Annotated in this window: 14 protein-coding genes and 1 tRNA gene; 12 read left to right on the top strand and 3 right to left on the bottom strand. The window is 68.4% G+C overall.

All coding sequences use genetic code 11. The features are described from left to right. Positions 1-44: 44 nt before the first annotated feature. Positions 45-392, top strand: a complete 348-nt coding sequence (locus AC1DIW_RS17930) for a hypothetical protein (RefSeq protein ID WP_442277140.1) — start codon at positions 45-47, stop codon at positions 390-392. Between the two features lie 538 nt (positions 393-930). Here the strand turns inward: AC1DIW_RS17930 and AC1DIW_RS17925 are convergent. Then, positions 931-1,392 (bottom strand): hypothetical protein, encoded by a 462-nt coding sequence (locus AC1DIW_RS17925; protein WP_478109878.1) that lies wholly within the window; start codon positions 1,390-1,392, stop codon positions 931-933. A gap of 243 nt (positions 1,393-1,635) precedes the next feature. Here AC1DIW_RS17925 and AC1DIW_RS17920 point away from each other — a divergent pair, with 243 nt between their 5' ends. Beyond that, positions 1,636-2,097, top strand: a complete 462-nt coding sequence (locus tag AC1DIW_RS17920; protein WP_478109877.1) for a hypothetical protein — start codon at positions 1,636-1,638, stop codon at positions 2,095-2,097. Positions 2,098-2,936: 839 nt separating this feature from the next. Beyond that, positions 2,937-3,380, top strand: a complete 444-nt coding sequence (locus tag AC1DIW_RS17915; protein ID WP_478109875.1) for a DUF3592 domain-containing protein — start codon at positions 2,937-2,939, stop codon at positions 3,378-3,380. A 32-nt stretch (positions 3,381-3,412) separates the two neighbouring features. Here AC1DIW_RS17915 and AC1DIW_RS17910 read toward each other — a convergent pair whose 3' ends face one another. Beyond that, positions 3,413-4,078 (bottom strand): hypothetical protein, encoded by a 666-nt coding sequence (locus tag AC1DIW_RS17910; RefSeq protein WP_478109874.1) that lies wholly within the window; start codon positions 4,076-4,078, stop codon positions 3,413-3,415. 241 nt (positions 4,079-4,319) lie between these two features. On the opposite strand from AC1DIW_RS17910, the gene AC1DIW_RS17905 reads away from it, so the two are divergent. The 4 genes from AC1DIW_RS17905 (at position 4,320) to AC1DIW_RS17890 (ending at position 8,126) form a co-directional block, all read left to right on the top strand. Further along, positions 4,320-4,778 (top strand): hypothetical protein, encoded by a 459-nt coding sequence (locus AC1DIW_RS17905; RefSeq protein WP_478109873.1) that lies wholly within the window; start codon positions 4,320-4,322, stop codon positions 4,776-4,778. A 482-nt stretch (positions 4,779-5,260) separates the two neighbouring features. After that, a complete protein-coding gene (locus AC1DIW_RS17900; RefSeq protein WP_478109872.1) occupies positions 5,261-6,820 on the top strand; it encodes a replication initiator in 1,560 nt (519 codons plus the stop codon). After that, a complete protein-coding gene (locus AC1DIW_RS17895; RefSeq protein WP_478109870.1) occupies positions 6,817-7,002 on the top strand; it encodes a helix-turn-helix domain-containing protein in 186 nt (61 codons plus the stop codon). The genes AC1DIW_RS17900 and AC1DIW_RS17895 overlap by 4 nt, the downstream gene beginning before the upstream one ends. Continuing rightward, positions 7,002-8,126, top strand: coding sequence for a tyrosine-type recombinase/integrase (locus AC1DIW_RS17890; protein ID WP_478109869.1), 1,125 nt, complete (start codon positions 7,002-7,004; stop codon positions 8,124-8,126). The genes AC1DIW_RS17895 and AC1DIW_RS17890 overlap by 1 nt, the downstream gene beginning before the upstream one ends. Positions 8,127-8,140: 14 nt before the next feature. On the opposite strand, the gene AC1DIW_RS17885 is transcribed toward AC1DIW_RS17890, so the two are convergent. Further along, a tRNA-Lys gene (locus AC1DIW_RS17885) sits at positions 8,141-8,216 on the bottom strand. Positions 8,217-9,087: 871 nt separating this feature from the next. Here AC1DIW_RS17885 and AC1DIW_RS17880 point away from each other — a divergent pair. The 5 genes from AC1DIW_RS17880 to AC1DIW_RS17860 all read left to right on the top strand — a co-directional run bounded on the left by AC1DIW_RS17880 (position 9,088) and on the right by AC1DIW_RS17860 (position 16,117). Continuing rightward, positions 9,088-10,593 (top strand): P-loop ATPase, Sll1717 family, encoded by a 1,506-nt coding sequence (locus AC1DIW_RS17880; protein ID WP_442280421.1) that lies wholly within the window; start codon positions 9,088-9,090, stop codon positions 10,591-10,593. A 1,298-nt stretch (positions 10,594-11,891) separates the two neighbouring features. Further along, positions 11,892-12,734 (top strand): hypothetical protein, encoded by an 843-nt coding sequence (locus AC1DIW_RS17875; protein ID WP_478109867.1) that lies wholly within the window; start codon positions 11,892-11,894, stop codon positions 12,732-12,734. Beyond that, complete coding sequence (locus AC1DIW_RS17870; protein ID WP_478109865.1) at positions 12,731-14,287, top strand: hypothetical protein; 1,557 nt, start codon at positions 12,731-12,733, stop codon at positions 14,285-14,287. The genes AC1DIW_RS17875 and AC1DIW_RS17870 overlap by 4 nt, the downstream gene beginning before the upstream one ends. A gap of 180 nt (positions 14,288-14,467) precedes the next feature. Then, entirely contained in the window at positions 14,468-15,223 is a 756-nt protein-coding gene (locus AC1DIW_RS17865) for a hypothetical protein (protein ID WP_442280424.1), read from the top strand. A gap of 375 nt (positions 15,224-15,598) precedes the next feature. Further along, a complete protein-coding gene (locus tag AC1DIW_RS17860) occupies positions 15,599-16,117 on the top strand; it encodes a hypothetical protein (RefSeq protein WP_442280425.1) in 519 nt (172 codons plus the stop codon). Positions 16,118-16,673: the final 556 nt, after the last annotated feature.

Genomic DNA, 16,673 nt, shown 5'->3' with positions numbered 1-16,673 from the left:
GGCGAGAACCCCGGTGCTCGTCCCCGCAGTGTCAGAATCCCCGCATGGTGGCTTGGGCAGACCTCAGCGAGGCCGAGCGTGACGTCATGATGATGGCCTCGGAGGAATCTCCGCTATGGGAATTCGCCTTGACCAGGAAGATGGGCGACGGCCCAACACAGGCCCCCATGGGCATCGCGGCTGGACGCGCGTTGGTGCGGCGGCTCATGGAAATGGACCTTGTGAGCATGTTCCGGTTGTCGGAGCCGGACGCCGTCATGTCCAACGGCGAGGTCACGGATGTACTTGCTGCGACCGAGCCCTGGGACCTCGAGACGGGGCCGAGTGTGTGGGTCAGTCTGTGCCTGACGCCTGTGGGGGAGTCCCTGTACTACGACGACCAGGCGACGTGACTCCTCGAGGCCCTGGGCCGACGGCCATGACGCCCCGGCGCTGGCTCTCGACGGACCTGGGCCTCACTGCGCGCCGCCCCAAGCCCCCGACCGTGCTGACACGGAAGAGGCGAACGGGGCAGACAGTGCCTGACCTGCGCAAGAAAATGCGTGGGTGGGCCCCGTCGGGCTCGAACCGACGACCGGCGGATTAAAAGTCGGTCCGAAGGGTGCGGTCCCTCTTGCCCGTGAGGACTTTCGAGCATGGATGTTCAGTGCTCGTTGCTGTGGGCTGCCGCCACTTTCCGAGCCAGCGTGCCCCTTTTGCGCCCCCAAGCAGCTCCGCGACGCGCATGGGGACGCGACCTCCGCCTTAGGAGCCGAATATGACCTGTTATCAAAGGTTTTGGGACTTGGGCTGGCGTGGGTGATCGCCTGTTGTTGCTGGGCTCTCGCGGTCCGCCGGGTCGGAGGCTGTGTACTACAAATGCGCCACGTGATCCTGCTTCACCAGTGCGCCTGGATCGTGACGCGTGACTGTTCGGGGAGGCGATTGCGGCTAGTGAGACGGTTCCCGCTCGGGCAGTTCGAGTGCCAGGGTTGCCTGCGCCTCAAGGCGTCTCAAGGCTCTTGGCGGCCCCACGGTGTGCGGCAGGTTCACCCAGCGCTCGTAGCTTCGCACTCTGAGCATGCGCCACCACCCGGAGGGCGTATTGCCGAAGGCCAAGCCTCGGTAGCGGATCTCCTCGATTTGGGTGATCGAGTCACGAGGGAAGTGCCGTGTTCTCAGAATGCCGCGCGATGTCACCTGACCGTCGTCGATCGTCAGGCCGAGTCGCAGGGATCGGACGAGGAGTGCTGCCGCGGCCATGAGTTCGAGGAATGGGGCGACGGGCAGTCCGGGTCCAGATGTCGGGTCGAATATGCCCCCCAGGGCAGACAGCACGAACAAGCTCCAGGGCGCGGCGCACAGGCCTCGGGCGGCCTTGCTGTAGATGCGCACGGGCTGCCCTCGGGTCATGGGGCACATCGTAGAAGGACCAGAGAGAGCCACCGACCCGATAGCGGAGCAGGCCAGCGCGTCGGAGTGGCCGGGTCAAGGGTGGCCGGAGGCCATCACGGAGTGACGCGCAGCGCCCTTGATGCGGTCCGGAGGCGCGCGGACAGTGGAGCGTCGGGTCGGCGGCTCGGAGCTCGCACTCTCTGTGGGATCGGATCCGCCATGCCGGCTGTCTGTGCGGCCCGCACGCCTACCATCAGACGCATGGAGCCGGAGACGACCTACAGGTTCCTGTCAGCGACGCTCCCGGACTCCGGAGCGCGGGCTACGGAATACGTTCCCGTCCTCGAAGCTGCGTCCGGGCCGCGCGTTTCCCGTGAGCCGCTGGGACAGTACCCGTATCTGCGCCGGTTATCGCTGGACTGGCTGGACCGCTACGACGATTCCGCTCTCGATGACGTCGACGAGTTCCTCAGGTCCCACCGAGACGGGATCGACGGGCAGAGCGCAGGGCATGACCTCTCTGTGTATCTGTGCGACTGGGTCGTTGTGAACGTTGATGCCGCGTACTGGGTTCTCGATCCGGCGGGCACGTGCTACGTGCAGCTGGGGCCACACTGGCTCGATCCGTTCCGCCACGTGGTGCGGTGCATCGCTGACCGTGAGGCGGTGGCGCGGCGCTTCGTGCTGCAGGTCTGGAAGCTCGAGCCTCCGGGTCCGGTGTAGCGCGGGGTGCGGTGGGGTGCGCGTAGGCGCGCTAGCGCCGGAGCGCGGGGTCCCCGCCGCGGGGTCCCGCGCTTCTTCGCGCCGCAGGCGCGCTTGAGCCAGTACAGAAACTCCTCACGCCATCGCCCTTGGGTGGGTGTGCTCCGTCAGGTGATGCGCGACAGTCGTCCGTCAGGTGATGTGCGACAGCGACGCGCCACCCGATGTGCGACACCTGACGCGCCGTCGGCGGCATGTCCGATCGGGGCGCGGAGTGGAGTGGCCAATCCGTCAGCCCGAAGTTCGAACGCCTCCGGGTCCACGCTCGTGTACCGACTCGACAACAGCAGGCAGCTCCTTGATCGCGTCAACCTTGCTGCGCAGGCGTCGTCTGGCAACAACCTTCCGCCTGTACGGCCATCTCGTGCCGGGCCGAGAGACCCTCAACTGCCAGCCGAACCCGAACGCGATTCGTCCGCCTAAGTTCCAGAGAGCACCTGCCAGTGCCACGGGCAAGCCGTATTCGGAGTTCAGTGCCTGGTCGTATTGCCAACCGATGACCCCAGAGGGCAGAGCCTCAATCAGGTAGCCGATCCCGTCCGGTCCGATGGTCGTGCCCCAAGCTGGCTGGTCTCCATTCGCGACCGCTGCTGGCCCAGGGCCTCCGAACGGGCTGTCGTCATTCACGTCGGGATCGTCGCACATCACGGATTGATGGAGCTATTGACGCGGGACGACCGATCGGCGGCATGAGCGGGCGCGACGGTGGGCTTGGTGGCCCCGCCACGCGGAGGCTTTGTGGGACCCCTTGCCCAGCAGGCCGGCATATCCGTAGATCGCAACGGCTCTAGGGTGAGCGTGTGAGGACCGAGCGCCGCCCAGGTCGGCATGCGGGGGCGCCGGGGCCTCGGCCGGGGCGTCTCAGCGGCTTTTGGGTCCTGCTGCTCATTGGGGTCGTAGGCGTCCTGCTCGGTTTGGCCGGGCTGAGCAGCGTGCAGGGCCTTCGCGACCACGGCGTCCGCACCTCAGCCGAGGTACTGGATATCGCCTCGGTGAAGGGGGGCTACAGCTACATCCTGCGATATGGCCTCGAGAACGGGACGGTGGTCAACTGTGAGACGGAGGACGTGCTGGGTCGGCCGGCGCGGGGTGCCGCGCTGCAGGTGCTGTACGACCGCGAACTCCCGGACGTGAACTGTCAAAGTGCTGACTACGGCACCGACCTGACGGCTCCGGTCGTCATGATCATTGCTGGCGTGGTCATGATGGTGTCGGCGGCGGGCATCCGCATCTTCTCGCGCTGAGAGCGCGCTCTGCGGCATTTCCGGACGTTTGGTCAGGCCCCGGAAAGCCCCATAGCGTCAAGCTGCTCACGCACGTCCTCGTACTCCGCGTCGGCGTTGAGTTCGGCAAGGATCGCGGGATCAAGCGGCTCCGATCGATAGAGGGCGCTCACGGCCGCCTCGCTGGGGTCCAGCTCGAAGTACTCCTGAGCGAAGCGCACGTAGGCTTGAGGGTCGCCGTCGAGAAGCAACTCGAACAGCTCCGCCGCCCCATCAGCGCTCGGGTCGGCAGGCGGCGCTGTGGCGGATCCCGCGCGCCAAGTCCGCCCGTCCTCGCTCCAGAACGCGGCGGTCGCCATGAACGTGTTGGCAAGCTGGAAACGCTCCTCCTGAGTCAGAGGCTCCAGGGGTGCAGGCATGCCGTCGAGGAGGCCAGGCCATACCTCGACGGGCGTCCGCATGAAGGGGTTCATGGGGTACTCGTGCGCGAACCCCCAACCGAACACGGCTGTTTCGCCAAAAGCGATGTAGTAGCGGTCGCCTTGACCGTTGTCCATGCTCGCCATGGCGACGCCGGACGGGTCGCGGGGGTCGAACCGGAAGATGCGGTCATCTGGTTCATCATCCGGGCTCATCGCCACGTCGAGAACGGCCAGCGCAACGCAGAGCTGGCGCAGCCGCACGGGCGACGGAAGTGAGTCCAGCAGATCGGCCATCATGAGCGTCATCGTTGCAGATCGGGACTTTTTGGAACTGCATTGACGCCGCTCCGACCCCGCCTCAGTCGTCGTTTTGCGCCGGGCCTCGACGCGCGCTCATCGGCACGGCCGATCAGCGGCATGAGCGATCACGTCTTTCGGGGGAGGACCTCACGCGTAGCGGCCGACCCGTTAGCCTTCCTGGGGCGCGGCTTTGAAGCCATACTTCGCCGAGAGGCTCTTGTCAGGAAGGAGCGCGTTGGTGGGCGGCACCGTAACGATTCCGGGAGGAAGGGAATGGCTATGGACGTTCTCTCCATGGGGTCTTCTCCTCACAGCTACCGCCATCGGTTTGCTGACCACCGGCCAGTACGACACCGCGATGGTGGCGCTGGCCGCCATTCTCGCCAACGTGGCATTCATGGCGCACATCCGCCGGCTGAACCGGAGGAACTTCCTCCGCATGCACCGTCACCATTTATCGGTCTGGTGCCGGAATGGCAACCACGAGGTTGCCTTTGAGGACATCTCCTTCGTCGACTGGCTGCCTGGCAACGGATCCGCCATGTTGACAGGGACCGCGCGTCCGCCCCGAATCAAGATCACCCTGACATCCGGAGAGGTGGTTCTCGTGGAGCTGTTCTTCGCCAAGCTGTGGAGGGAGCGTCGGGCGAAATCCTCGTTGAAAAAGGCTCTGCCTGCGGGCGTCCTGCGGGGCTAGACAAGGGTGACGACACCCAAAAGCCCAGCATGACCACAGTCTGTGGGACGCCCGCTCATCGGCATGTGGGTGAAACTTCGCCCGCGGACACTCGGCGTGTTTCTTCGTCGTCCGGCGGTCTGGGTGTGGATGGTGGAAGTGCGGACACACCCACATAAATAACCTGAACTGACAAAACAGCGGGCTTGATGCCCTGGGGGTCGGCTCCCCACCCCGGCCAGAGGCCATCCACACGAATTGCCGTCACACACCACACACCTTTCTGGTCCGCCATCTTCTTCATGATCTTTGACGTGGCCGGCGTGTGAGCAACCCCCGCGGCGCCGGCTTCTCCTCCTTCATCGTTTCGGGGCCGCCCTTTCGGACCGGGTGTGTCGTGCAGCGCGGGGTTGCATCAGCTGCACGGCACACCCACCCGGACAGGGAAGGGGGTGGCCGAAATGACTCGGGGAACACGAGATCGCATCTGGGACGCCCTCCCAATGCACCCTCTCGAGCGCTCTGGTGACCGGCCGGTCGGGGAGGGCCACCCGCTGGACCTGGGTCATCTCGACGCCGCGACCGAGAAGCAGGTCATCGCCCGGCTGCTGTCGCGGGACTTCGACGCCTGGTCCGAGGCTGCCTCACGGGTCGGTCACTGCGCCAGACCGGTCCGCCTCCACGGCCACTCCGACACGGTCGACGCGCGCACCGGTGAGGTCCTGTCGAGCTACTCCTCGACGGATGCCCCGCTCCTGGTCCTGCACGTCCGGTGCGGGAACCGGAGGGCGGCCGAGTGCCCGTCCTGCTCGCGCCTGTACGCCGCGGACACGTTCCACATGATCCGGGCCGGCGTCACCGGCGGCAAGGGCGTCCCCGACACCGTGGGCGAGAACCCGCTGGTGTTCGCGACCCTGACCGCGCCCTCGTTCGGGCTGGTTCACGGGACCCGTGGCGGCCGCACCTGCCGCCCCTTCACCACCAAGGGCCAAGGCCGGGTGTGCGAGCACGGTCGGCCGGCGGTGTGCCACGCCAAGCACGTCGACAGTGACCAACTGCTTGGGCAGCCGTTGTGTCGGGACTGCTACGACTACGAGAGCCACCTCGTCTGGCAGTGGTGGGCACCGGAGCTGTGGCGCCGGTTCACCATCGACCTGCGCCGCGCCCTCGCCCGGCACCTCGGCGTCACCGAGTCGGGGCTCGCGGACGTCGTGACGGTGCAGTACGCGAAGGTCGCCGAGTACCAGCAGCGCGGCATCGTCCACTTCCACGCCCTCATCCGCCTTGACGGCCCCAAGTCGGTGGACGGGTTCGCGCCCGCGCCGGCCGGTGTAACCGCATCGCTGCTGGCGAGACTGGTCGAGCAGGCCGCCGCCGGGGTGGTCTTCGACGCGCCGCCGCTGCACGAGGCGGATGTGGTGCGCCGGCTCCGGTTCGGCACCCAGCTCGACTCCCGCCCCATAGCCGCCGCCCGCCGGGCCGACGAGCCGGACCGAGCCCTGACCCCGGAGCAGGTCGCCGGCTACCTGGCGAAGTACGCGACGAAGTCCGCCACCGACTCCACCAACACGGACAGCGCGCACGCGCAGAGGCTGCGGGCCACCATCGCCGAGGTCACAGACCGGATCCACAGCGACGCCCAAGGTGACGCGGACAGTGACGGCACCCCGCTCCGGGAACACCCGTACGGGCTGCTGTTCAAGTGGCGGCACATGCTCGGCTTCCGCGGCCACTTCTCCACCAAGTCCCGCCGCTATTCCGTCACCCTCGGGCAGCTCCGCCGCCGACGCATTCGGTACGAACGCGCCCTCGCCGCCGCGAACCGCGAGGGCCGCACCCTCGACGTCCGCGACCTCGACGACCTCCTCCAGGCCGAAACCGAGGAGACCACCCTCGTCATCGGGCAGTGGACCTACGCCGGGACCGGCTGGGACACCGACGGCGACACCGAGCTCGCCAAAGCCGCCGCCGCCCGAGCCCTTGAGTATGCACAGTGGAAGGCAGCGCAGAAGGCGAATTCCACGTCACCGCAGGTCGATCGGAGTAGAGGAGAAGAGTCATGAGTGAGACTGAAGTGCTTTGGACCGTGCAGGACGTAAGCGACTTCCTGCGTGTTCCGGTGGCGACTATCTACCAATGGCGGGTTCGCCACGAAGGTCCGCCGGCGATGCGGATCGGTCGTCACCTTCGCTTCGACCCGGACACGGTCCGAGCCTGGTCGCGCGAGCAGCTGGAGGTCGTCTGATGGCGAGCATCAGCAAGAATCCGAAGGACCCCGGCTGGCAAGCCAGGTGGCGCGATCCGGGTGGGCGGCAGCGAAAGAAGAACTTTACGCGCAAGGTCGATGCTCAAAGGTGGCTCGACCAGATGCAGGCGGAGCGGCATCGGGGTCAGTACATCGATCCCCGGGCCGGCAAGGTGCGAGTGCGTGACGTGGCCGAAGCCTGGGCTTCCGGCCTGACGCATCTCAAGGTGTCGACTGCGACCCGCTACCGCGGGCTCGTCAACGGGCACATCCTTCCCCGATTCGGTGGCTGGGCTATCGGGGACCTGAGGCACAGCGACGTACGGGATTGGGTGCGCGATCTGTCGGCGAGCGGTCTGTCGCCCGGAACCGTCCGGCAGGCACACCGGGTGCTGTCACTGATCCTCGCCGAGGCGGTGAAGGACGGACGGCTCTCTCGCAACCCTGCATCGGGCGTGCAACTGCCCAGGGCCGTCCGGTCCGATCCACGCTTCCTGACGGCCGCCGAGGTCGCCCGCCTCGTCGAGGCAGCCCACCCGAATGGCCTCAGCGTGGCGGTCCTCGCGTTCTGCGGCCTGCGGTTCGGTGAGCTCGCTGCGCTCCGGGTTCGTCGGGTCAACTTGCTCCGCCGTCGCCTGATCGTCGCGGAGAGTGTCACCGAGGTGGCCGGCCGTGCAGTCTGGTCGCTGCCCAAGACCAATCGGACGAGGACCGTCCCGTTCCCACCGTCGCTGGCTCAGGGGATCGAGGCGCTGTGCCAGGGAAAGGGGCCCGAGGATCTGCTCTTCACCGCTCCCGAGGGCGGCGTCCTACGCCTGGGCAACTGGCGTCGCCGCGTCTTCGACCCGGCCTGTCGAGCTGCTCGCCTGGTCGACGTCACACCTCACGATCTGAGGCACACCGCTGCATCGCTGGCCATCGCCTCGGGCGCCAACGTCAAGGCCGTTCAGCAGATGCTGGGGCACGCCTCGGCCGCCATGACGCTCGATGTCTACGCCGGTCTGTTCGGCGATGATCTCGACGCGGTCGCACTTGCGCTCGACGGGCTTGTGCCCCCTTTGCGCCCCCTCGAGGCCTCCAAGGGCGAAACCCGGCGAGAGTCGAAGGGTGCAGACAGTGCGTGACCTGCGCAAACGCGTGGTGGGCCCCGTCGGGCTCGAACCGACGACCGGCGGATTAAAAGTCCGATGCTCTACCGACTGAGCTAGAGGCCCGGGGGGTGGGGAGTTTGAATGCAACTTCCCTCGCAACTTTGGTCGGAACAACAGTGGTGTAGTACCGACCGATGCGACCCCACGCGTCAGTATGCCGCACCCGGCCAGAGCTCAGGGCGCCCCTTGAGCTGACGGCCCGGCGCGCGCGCAGCGGAGATGTCCACGGCCGAGTACCAGCCGTCGTCCTTCGAGCCGCCGAATCGAACTCGGCCGGGCCCGGTGCGACCGCCCTACGGCGGGGGCTGGGCGTCGGCGATCACGCGCAGAGCGTCGAGTTGCTCCTTGGCGTGGGCCCTCTTGCCGTTCCCTGCTTGGACCGTGAACCTGAAGTGCGAGGGCCACGAGGACCAGGGTCGCAGACCAGCGCGGAGCCTGGCGTCGTAGTCGCGCGCGGCTGGCAGAGCGTCCACGTACCAACTGTCGCTGGCGTGCGCCTCGAGGCGGTGAGGCAGCGCGGGCCCATGAGCGCCCCTGACGATCACGGCCGGCCGGCGCGACCCGTAGGGTGTCAGGGCGAACGACTCGATGGTGACGGCGGCGCGTCCGGCGTTGACCACCGCCAGGCGCACCGGCGCGCCTGACGGGAACGGGATCTCAGGGGAGCGGCTGGAAGCGCGCTCCATCCTCAGGCTCAGACGGGGCCCACCCGCCCGGAAGGCGAGGGTGGAGACGACCAAGGACAGGGCTGACATCACGAGGGCGGCGTAGGGCACCAAAGCCGGGGCGTCAGGCACTCCCCGAGGGTAGGACGCGGACCAGCCGGCGGCCTGAAGGCGCGCGCATGGGCTCACGCAACCTCAGGCGAGCCGGGCTGTTGGGGCACTCTGGTGTGACTTGTCTGGGCGAGACCGGTCATAGGGGGAGGGGTGGGATGGACCCGCAGCAAGTGGTGCAGTCGATCACGATGGGGTCGCGCATCGCGGAGGACGAGCGAGACGATCTCTCGACCTACTTCGTGGAGACCGAGAACTGGCGCAAGGTGTACCAGGGCGAAGCGGACGTGATCTTCGCGCCCAAGGGCGGCGGCAAGAGCGCGATCTACTCGATGCTGATGTCGCGAGAGAGCGACTTCTTCGACCGCGGCATTCTCCTCGCGACGGCCGAGAACCCAAGCGGTGGAACCGCGTTCGCCGAGGTCGAGACGGCTCCACCGACGACAGAGGCCGAGTTCGTCGGCCTTTGGAAGATCTACTTCCTGACGATCATCGCCCAGAGCCTGGCGGAGTATGACCTCAAGGGCGACGCAGCGAACCGCCTCCTCGCGAAACTGGCTGACGCGAACCTGCTCCCCCCGAGCGCGGCACCCCGTCGCCAACTCGTGCGCCTGGCGATGGACTACGTGAAGCGACTCTTCCGCCCCGCCTCGGTCGAGGCGGCGATGACGGTCGACCCGGCAACCGGCTACCCCATGGTGGTCCCGAAGATCACGTTCGCCGAGCCCACCGCCGAGGAGCGGCAGTCCGGCGCGCTCTTCGTTGACGAACTCTTCGATCTCGCCCAGCAGGCGCTGGGCGACGCTGGCACCTCCATGTGGATCCTGCTGGACCGGCTGGACATCGCGTTCGCCGAATCTCCCGATCTCGAGGCCAACGCGCTCCGGGCGCTGTTTCGCGTCTACCGCGACTTGGAGCCACGGAACAAGGTCCACCTGAAGATCTTCCTCCGGTCGGACATCTGGGAGGCGATCACAAGGAAAGGCTTCCGCGAGGCTAGCCACATCACTCGCGACCTGGCCATCGACTGGAACGAAAACACCTTGTTGCGCCTCGCGGTGCAACGCCTCCTCCGGAGTGCCGCACTGCGGGAGCACTACGGGGTGGACGAGGCGGAGGTTCTGTCGCACATAGACCGCCAGCGGGAGTTCTTCTACCGAGTGTTTCCGCCGCAGGTCGACCGGGGCAGCAAGAAGCTCGCGACGATCGACTGGTGTCTCTCGCGGACCAAGGACGGGACCGGGCAGAACGCGCCTCGCGAACTCATCCACCTCCTGTCGGAGACGCGAAACAGCCAACTCAACCGCTTCGAAACCGGCCAGGCCGCGCCCGAGGGGGGCGCGGTGTTCGACCGACAGGCGTTCAAGGAGGCACTGCCGACGGTATCGAAGGCCCGACTGACGCAGACGCTGTATGCCGAGCACCCGACCCTGAGGCCGTACATCGAGAGGCTGGAGGGCCAGAAGACGCGGCAGAACGTTGCAAGTCTGGCGGCGGCGTGGGGCATCAATGAGGCCGAGGCCGCGAAGACCGCCGAGCAACTCGTGATCATCGGCTTCTTCGAGCCGCGACTGAGCGACTTCTGGGTCCCCTTCATGTACCGCCCAGCGCTGGAGATGATCCAAGGATCGGCGGAGGGTGTCGCGGCCGCAGACGAAGACTGATCCATCAGGCGCCGAGGCGGCACAGCGCAGTCCCTTTCCCGGGTCCGTTCGTGGCAGGCGGTCGCGGCGGCGACGAGGGAGCCGCCTCCTCGCAGAGGGGTCTACCCCGGCAAGCCGCCAGACCACCTCCAGCCGCTCTAGCGTCCACCTTGCGCCCCGCTGATCAGTCGGCCACACGACGACTGCGTCCCCCCCGCCGCTCTCCAGCGTGCTCACCGGCGGGAAGGCGACAGTCCCGAAGGGCGTCCCGGTGTTGAACGCGGCCTAGCATCGGCTGGCGGCCCGACCCTGCTCGGCCCTCGCTGGCCGTGCTCGGGGCCGTCAAACGACCCGGCCCCGCGGACGCCTTTGGTCGCGGCGGTGCTCCCTGGGGCCCTGGTGCGCTGTGTTTCTGGCGGCGGCTGACAGACTGGCCGAGCACGCCCCCGCCGCATCATCTGGGGCGACCGTCGGCCCGGGATATCGGCGTCGAGGCGGCGGGCCCCTCGTCGAGGTGCGAAAGCCAGGTGTGGCGCGAGCCGTGCTATTCGGGGGCCACGTCCAGACAGGGACAGCCCCCGCAGGACCGCGAGCGGCATTTCACCTCCTTGGCTCGCGGTGGGTGGTCGTGTGACGTTGGGGAAGGTTTCGCCGCGTGTGGCGGTCGTCACCGTCTTCGAGCCGGTGGCTGGTCACCTCCTTGGTCGGCTCGGGGTCGTGTCGTCGACCGTCATGTTCACGACGGTCGTCGGTCGTTTCGCTGTGGAGTTCTCAAGGTGCGGGTCTGCCCGCTCTCTCACGGTCGGAGCCAGCTGCTTTCTCGCAGACTGGCCGTCGCTTTCGAGGCCCGGGCTGACGCACGTACCTGTGCACCGTGCGTCATCGAGCGCAATCACCTCGTCGAGCTTGGCGAGCAGGGATGTTCTCGCGCCGCGTTCCGGTGTGCGCCTGCGTGCGTTCTCGTGGCTGTGGTGGGCTGGCAGCTGCGGGGAGCCGCTCCTACCGTCGGTGGGAGGAGGCGCGCCATGGCACGACGAACGGGCGCCGCGGTCCGTGAACCGGAGGACCGTCGGGCACACGAGGACACCGCGACCCAGCGAGCATCGGTCTCAGGGCTACCTGGCGGCGAGCCACCCGACAGCGGACGGGTGAAGGCAGCCGAGCGGCGCCGGCGGAACACAGCGCCGTTGGGAGCTGCTGAGGTGGTCTTCGACGATGACCCCGGCCGGAGGGGGCGCCGTACCGGGCCTCCAAGGTCGGCACCGTCGGGCGTGTGGGATGTCGGTGGGGCCGTCGAGGCGGCGCAGGCGCGGTGGGAGGTGAGCGCCGAGTTCACTCATCAGACGCTCGCCCGGGTCGGTGAGACGGTGCACCGGTTCGCCCGGCGGCTCACAGTTCAGGGGGTCTGCGACGTCCGGGAGATCACGGTGGAGCACTGTCGAGGGTTCGTCTTTGCGCACACCGCGGGCGGGCAGGCGCCGGAGCTCACCACCCAGCACGCGCGCCGGACCGCGCTGCGGATGCTGTTCCGCACGTGGCGCGAGCTCGGTATCGGCGATGGTGACCCCACGCTGGACCTCGTTCTGCCGACCCGGTCCAGCACTTCGGCGCGTCCGCTCACGGACGTCGAGGTCACCTTGTGCCGGGCCTCGGCGCGACTGGGGGAGGCGGGAGCCGCTTCCCTGCAGCGGGCCGTCGCATGGGCGCTCGGTGAGGCCACCGCGGTCTCATCCGAGATCTCCGCGGTCCGCCTCGCCGACCTCGATGACCCGGACCAGCCGCGTTGGGTGCACCTGCCCGGCACGCGCCGGCACGACTCGCGGTTGGGGGAGCTGACCGAGTGGGGTGCCAGCATCGTCAGCCGCCAGGTCCAGGTGCTCCGTTCGCACCACGCGCCCGCCGCCACGCCCTTGGCGTACCGCGGGGCGGCACCCGCCGGGCAGGCGAAGGCCCAAGCGGCCGTGTGCAGCGCCCTTGGCGCGGTCCTCGAGCTGGCGGGCCTGTCCACCGAGCCGGACGTGCGACCGGCGTCGCTGCGGAATTGGGCGGGGCGGACGCTCTACGACGGGGGCATGCCGATCGAGCAGGTCGCCCGGCGGATGGGCGCCCGCAAGCTGGACCAGGTCGCTGAGGACCTCGCGATCACTTGGAGGCTCCCGTGAGCGAGAAGCACGCCTCGACCCTCGCGCGGATCCGCGCGGTCACCGCCTCCCCGACGCTGTACCGGCTCGCCGCTGCCCTGGAGTACGAGCGCCTCGTCGGGCGCACGCCGACCAACCCCCTCTACGTCGTCTTGGCGTACGGCGTCCTAGCCCGGGTGCTGCGCTCGGGCATTCGCGTCCAGGTGGACCTGCAGGACCGCGCCACCTGGCTGATGATCCGGGCCCAGCTCGAGCAGGGCCTCGCCGACTCCGGGATCGACGCCCCGCCCCCCGGGCTGCGGCCACCCGTCTGGGGCCACTGGCGCTGGCTGCGCGACCAGCGTCTGGCCACCGACGAGGGCCTGGCCGTGCTGGACCGGGTCTTCCCTGAGCTGGCCGTGGACACCGCGCACCGCATCGGGCTGCTGCTGCCGGCCGGCCCCGGCAGCTTCACCCACCCCGACCCGTCCCGGTGCGCCTACGGCGACGGCACCCTCATCCGGCCGATCTACCGGCCCCCGGAAGCCGTCACGGTCACCGAGGCCGACGGCAGCACCCACATCGCCTACCCCCACCCGCGCACCAAGGAGCTGCTCGACCACCCGCCCGGACGGTTCGACCCCGACATGCAGCTGCACCACGGCCAGCTCGGGCCCGTCCAGACCCACGGCTACGTGTGCTGGCACGCCCGAGGACCCGAGCTCTACCAGCGCGTCGTCCTCGCCGCCGCGCACATCCCCGTCCCCGGCGCCGAGGCCGCGACCGCCATCCGCGTGCTCTCCCGGGTACATGCCGCGGCCGGCGACGGGATCCAGGTCGTGGTCTACGACGGGGCCATGAACGGCGTCCACATCGACCAGGTCATGACCCGCTACGGGTACCTGCTCCTGGCCAAGCAGCCCACCAGCTCCACCGCCGGCGACACCGACTCGGCGACGCTGGTGCTCAACGACGCCGGCCGCCGCACCCGCTCCTACCCGCTCGGGACCATCCGGCATGCCCCCGTCGGGGCGGTCGAAGGGTGCGCGCACCAGATCGCGACGATCGGCGGGCGCGTCGTCGAGGTAGGCCTCGACGAGACCGGGGACCCCGTGGTCCTGGCCGAGCTCAGTCGCGGCGCCGTCAAACGCTTCCGCCGCACCAACGGCAGCTACCACTTCAACATCGGCTACCACGTCCCCTGCGCCGCTGAGCCGTTCACTGTCTGGCTCAGCCCGCACGCCGAAGCCACCGGCGACCCGCGCCGGCCCCAGAACCTGCGCGTGATCCCCGAGACCGACCCGGACTTCGACCCCCTCAGCGGCCTACGCAACGACGCCGAGAACTTCCACTCCAACCTCAAGCGCACCCTGATCTGCGACCGCGCCATGAGCCTGGGCTGGCGCCGCGGCCTCGTTGACGTCTACTGCTTCGGCCTGCTCAACAACGCCCTCACCGAAGCCAGAGCCGCCGCAGTCAGTGACGCCCGGAAACGCCGCCGCGTCGTCACCCGGAGACGCGCCAGCGATCCGCGCCCCGTCGGTGACGGCTTCGCTTCCACCAGGACCACGGAGCGTCGGCACCAAAAGGGCTGACGCCCCCGGGCCCGCGGCCCACACGTCGCAGGGGCAGCGACAAGTTCGCCTGCGCGCTCGATGCCTCGTCGGCGCTTGAACTGTGGCGGTACTTCCGTCTCCGCGGAGGCGACGACACCGGAGACCGGCCCGCAGGCAGAGCCTCAACTACGAACGTCTGCACCCGAAGGGACTCATCCCATGAACCATGCCGACCCCACCGGCCAACCCGCCTCGCGCCGTCCGGCGAGCGGTCAGCCCGCGAAGACCGAGAATGTCACCGGCGAAATACCACCCGCACAGGACCCCGCTGAGACCTGCGAGCTCCCCGGCGTCGAGGAGCTCACCCCCGACGGCCGGGGCACCTGGTTCGTCCTCTCCACCCACACCACGCACGTCCTGGACCTCGACCGGCACCGCTACCAACGCCGGCCAGGCCCCCACGGCTCCAGATTCCCCCTCGACTACACGTCCGTCGTGTACTCCGCCATCGAGGTCTACCCAAAGCGAGGGGGACACCTGCTCGTGTGGTGCGACGACCCGACGGCACCAGACCTCTGGCAGCACTTCCGCCGCTCCTCCACCATTCGGGCGATCCTCGGACTGGAAAGCAGAGGTCTGCACGGGCCGGACACGGCTGGCGGCGCGGAAGCGGCCGATCCGAGCACTGCTGCACCCACACCAGCCTTCGAGGAGTTCTACACGCACATCGGGACGAGCGGCCGCTGGCGCGTCCTGACGGAGAACAGCGAGTACCTCGTCGACTTGGATGCCCGCACCGCAACCCGCAAGCCCGCAGCAGGCTGGCCCTTGCGCGGGGACGGACGCCCCCAACAACTGCTCGAGGTGATCCACGCCGAAGTAGGTGAACCCCTGACCCTGCGCCTACACCTCGACGGCAGCCCGCACCAGACCGTCCGGTACGCGACCACGGTCGTGCGGATCGAGCGTCCCTGAACCCTCGATGAGGGCGGTCCACGGGTGGAGTGCCACTGGGTCGGTCGCCACGGTCGGTGGCCACGGGGACGGCGCGGCGGGGTCGGCCCGGCGGGTTGGCCGGACGTTTCGCGTCGTGGGTCTACCGGGTTTTGAGGAGCTAAAAATACCGATTTTTGATGATGTGCCCCGGGCGCGCTGCAAAGCAGACTGCGAGTGCGGCCTTCGAGCAGGGGTTGTCGCGACCCGATACGTCCGAACACCTGGCTACCTGGGGTCGCAGTTCCAGGCACCGGCCTCGGTCGTCCTGTCCCACCCTGCTCGGGGGCTTCCCGCCCCACCGAGCTTCTGTACGCGCCGGCTCCGCCGACGCCCCCGAACCTGAAGGACACGCACATGCCGCACGACCCTGAGACCACCCGCAACGACCGCTCCGGCGCCAGCACTGTCCCGGTGTACGAGCAGATCACCCAGGTGTTCCTGTTCGAGACCACCTACACGATGGGAGGGGTGATCCAGGCGGCCGTGGACGCTCCACTCACCTGCGGGCGCAAGTTCGGCTTCCCGGCGACGCTGCTCTGGGGCCTACTCGTTGGGCAGCGAGCAGCCGGCTCAACCCCACGGCTACTGCATGAGCTCAGGGTCAAGAGTACCTGGCGGGCCATCTGCGAGAACTACGCCGCCATGACCGGCGGCGACCAGCTGCCGCCCGAGCCCCCGAACCATGACGAGTTCGAGGATTTCATGCTGCGCATGCTGACGCCCGACCTGCTGATCGCGCTGTACGACATGTTGCGACGCTGCGCCCTCGGCCAGGCGTGGGAGTACCGCGACCTCATGCCCGGCCTGCACTGCTCCTTCCTGCTGACAGCGCAGACAAACATGGTCTACGGCGACGCCACCTGCGTCGCGTGAGCGGAGACAGTGCGCCGCCGGCCGTCGAGGACGCACACCGTCGACGCGGCGACGGCGAGGTCGACCAGTCCTGAGACCGGCAGCGGCGGCCGTGGTGGTTACGGTGCCGCTCCTCGCGACCACCCGTCGACGCGTGCACTCACCGCAGGCACGGACGGAGGCGGACCCGCTCTGTATAGTCGCCATCCGCGCGCCCATGGAAGGTGGAAGCAGTCTCCCTGTCTTGCCGATGGTCGGACGTTGCGATCCTGCCGCTGACGGTGCGTCAATCTGCCCTCAGCAGAGCCGGCACTCGGGGCGAGATGCCGCGTTCTGAGTCGGCGGCCCGGTATCCCAAACGGGGTCTGATGGAGGCTTTCATTTCACGAAGGATAGGGGCCATGGCAGCACCGAGGAAGTACTCGGAAGACCTTCACGAGCGCGCGGTCACACCGTTGACCGGCGCCGCGACCCGGCCACCAAGCAAGTGGCGCTGCGACTCGGGACCGAGGCGAGGCTAGCGGCCTTCCTTTCTCGCCGCCACCGACCTCATCAACGCTTGCGCAATGAGGAGTAC

The sequence above is a fragment of the Terrabacter sp. 01T434 genome (assembly GCF_056398545.1).
Note: the sequence above shows the minus strand (reverse complement) of the source record. Positions and strands in the feature narration are given on the sequence as shown.

Excerpts from the sequence above, each read along its gene's own strand:
- AC1DIW_RS17890 (WP_478109869.1), top strand. The coding sequence starts at position 7,002 with ATGGCGAGCATCAGCAAGAATCCGAAGGACCCCGGCTGGCAAGCCAGG.
- AC1DIW_RS17900 (WP_478109872.1), top strand. The coding sequence starts at position 5,261 with ATGCACCCTCTCGAGCGCTCTGGTGACCGGCCGGTCGGGGAGGGCCAC.
- AC1DIW_RS17860 (WP_442280425.1), top strand. The coding sequence starts at position 15,599 with ATGCCGCACGACCCTGAGACCACCCGCAACGACCGCTCCGGCGCCAGC.
- AC1DIW_RS17930 (WP_442277140.1), top strand. The coding sequence starts at position 45 with ATGGTGGCTTGGGCAGACCTCAGCGAGGCCGAGCGTGACGTCATGATG.
- AC1DIW_RS17880 (WP_442280421.1), top strand. The coding sequence starts at position 9,088 with ATGGACCCGCAGCAAGTGGTGCAGTCGATCACGATGGGGTCGCGCATC.
- AC1DIW_RS17925 (WP_478109878.1), bottom strand. The coding sequence starts at position 1,392 with ATGACCCGAGGGCAGCCCGTGCGCATCTACAGCAAGGCCGCCCGAGGC.
- AC1DIW_RS17865 (WP_442280424.1), top strand. The coding sequence starts at position 14,468 with ATGAACCATGCCGACCCCACCGGCCAACCCGCCTCGCGCCGTCCGGCG.
- AC1DIW_RS17920 (WP_478109877.1), top strand. The coding sequence starts at position 1,636 with ATGGAGCCGGAGACGACCTACAGGTTCCTGTCAGCGACGCTCCCGGAC.
- AC1DIW_RS17895 (WP_478109870.1), top strand. The coding sequence starts at position 6,817 with ATGAGTGAGACTGAAGTGCTTTGGACCGTGCAGGACGTAAGCGACTTC.
- AC1DIW_RS17910 (WP_478109874.1), bottom strand. The coding sequence starts at position 4,078 with ATGATGGCCGATCTGCTGGACTCACTTCCGTCGCCCGTGCGGCTGCGC.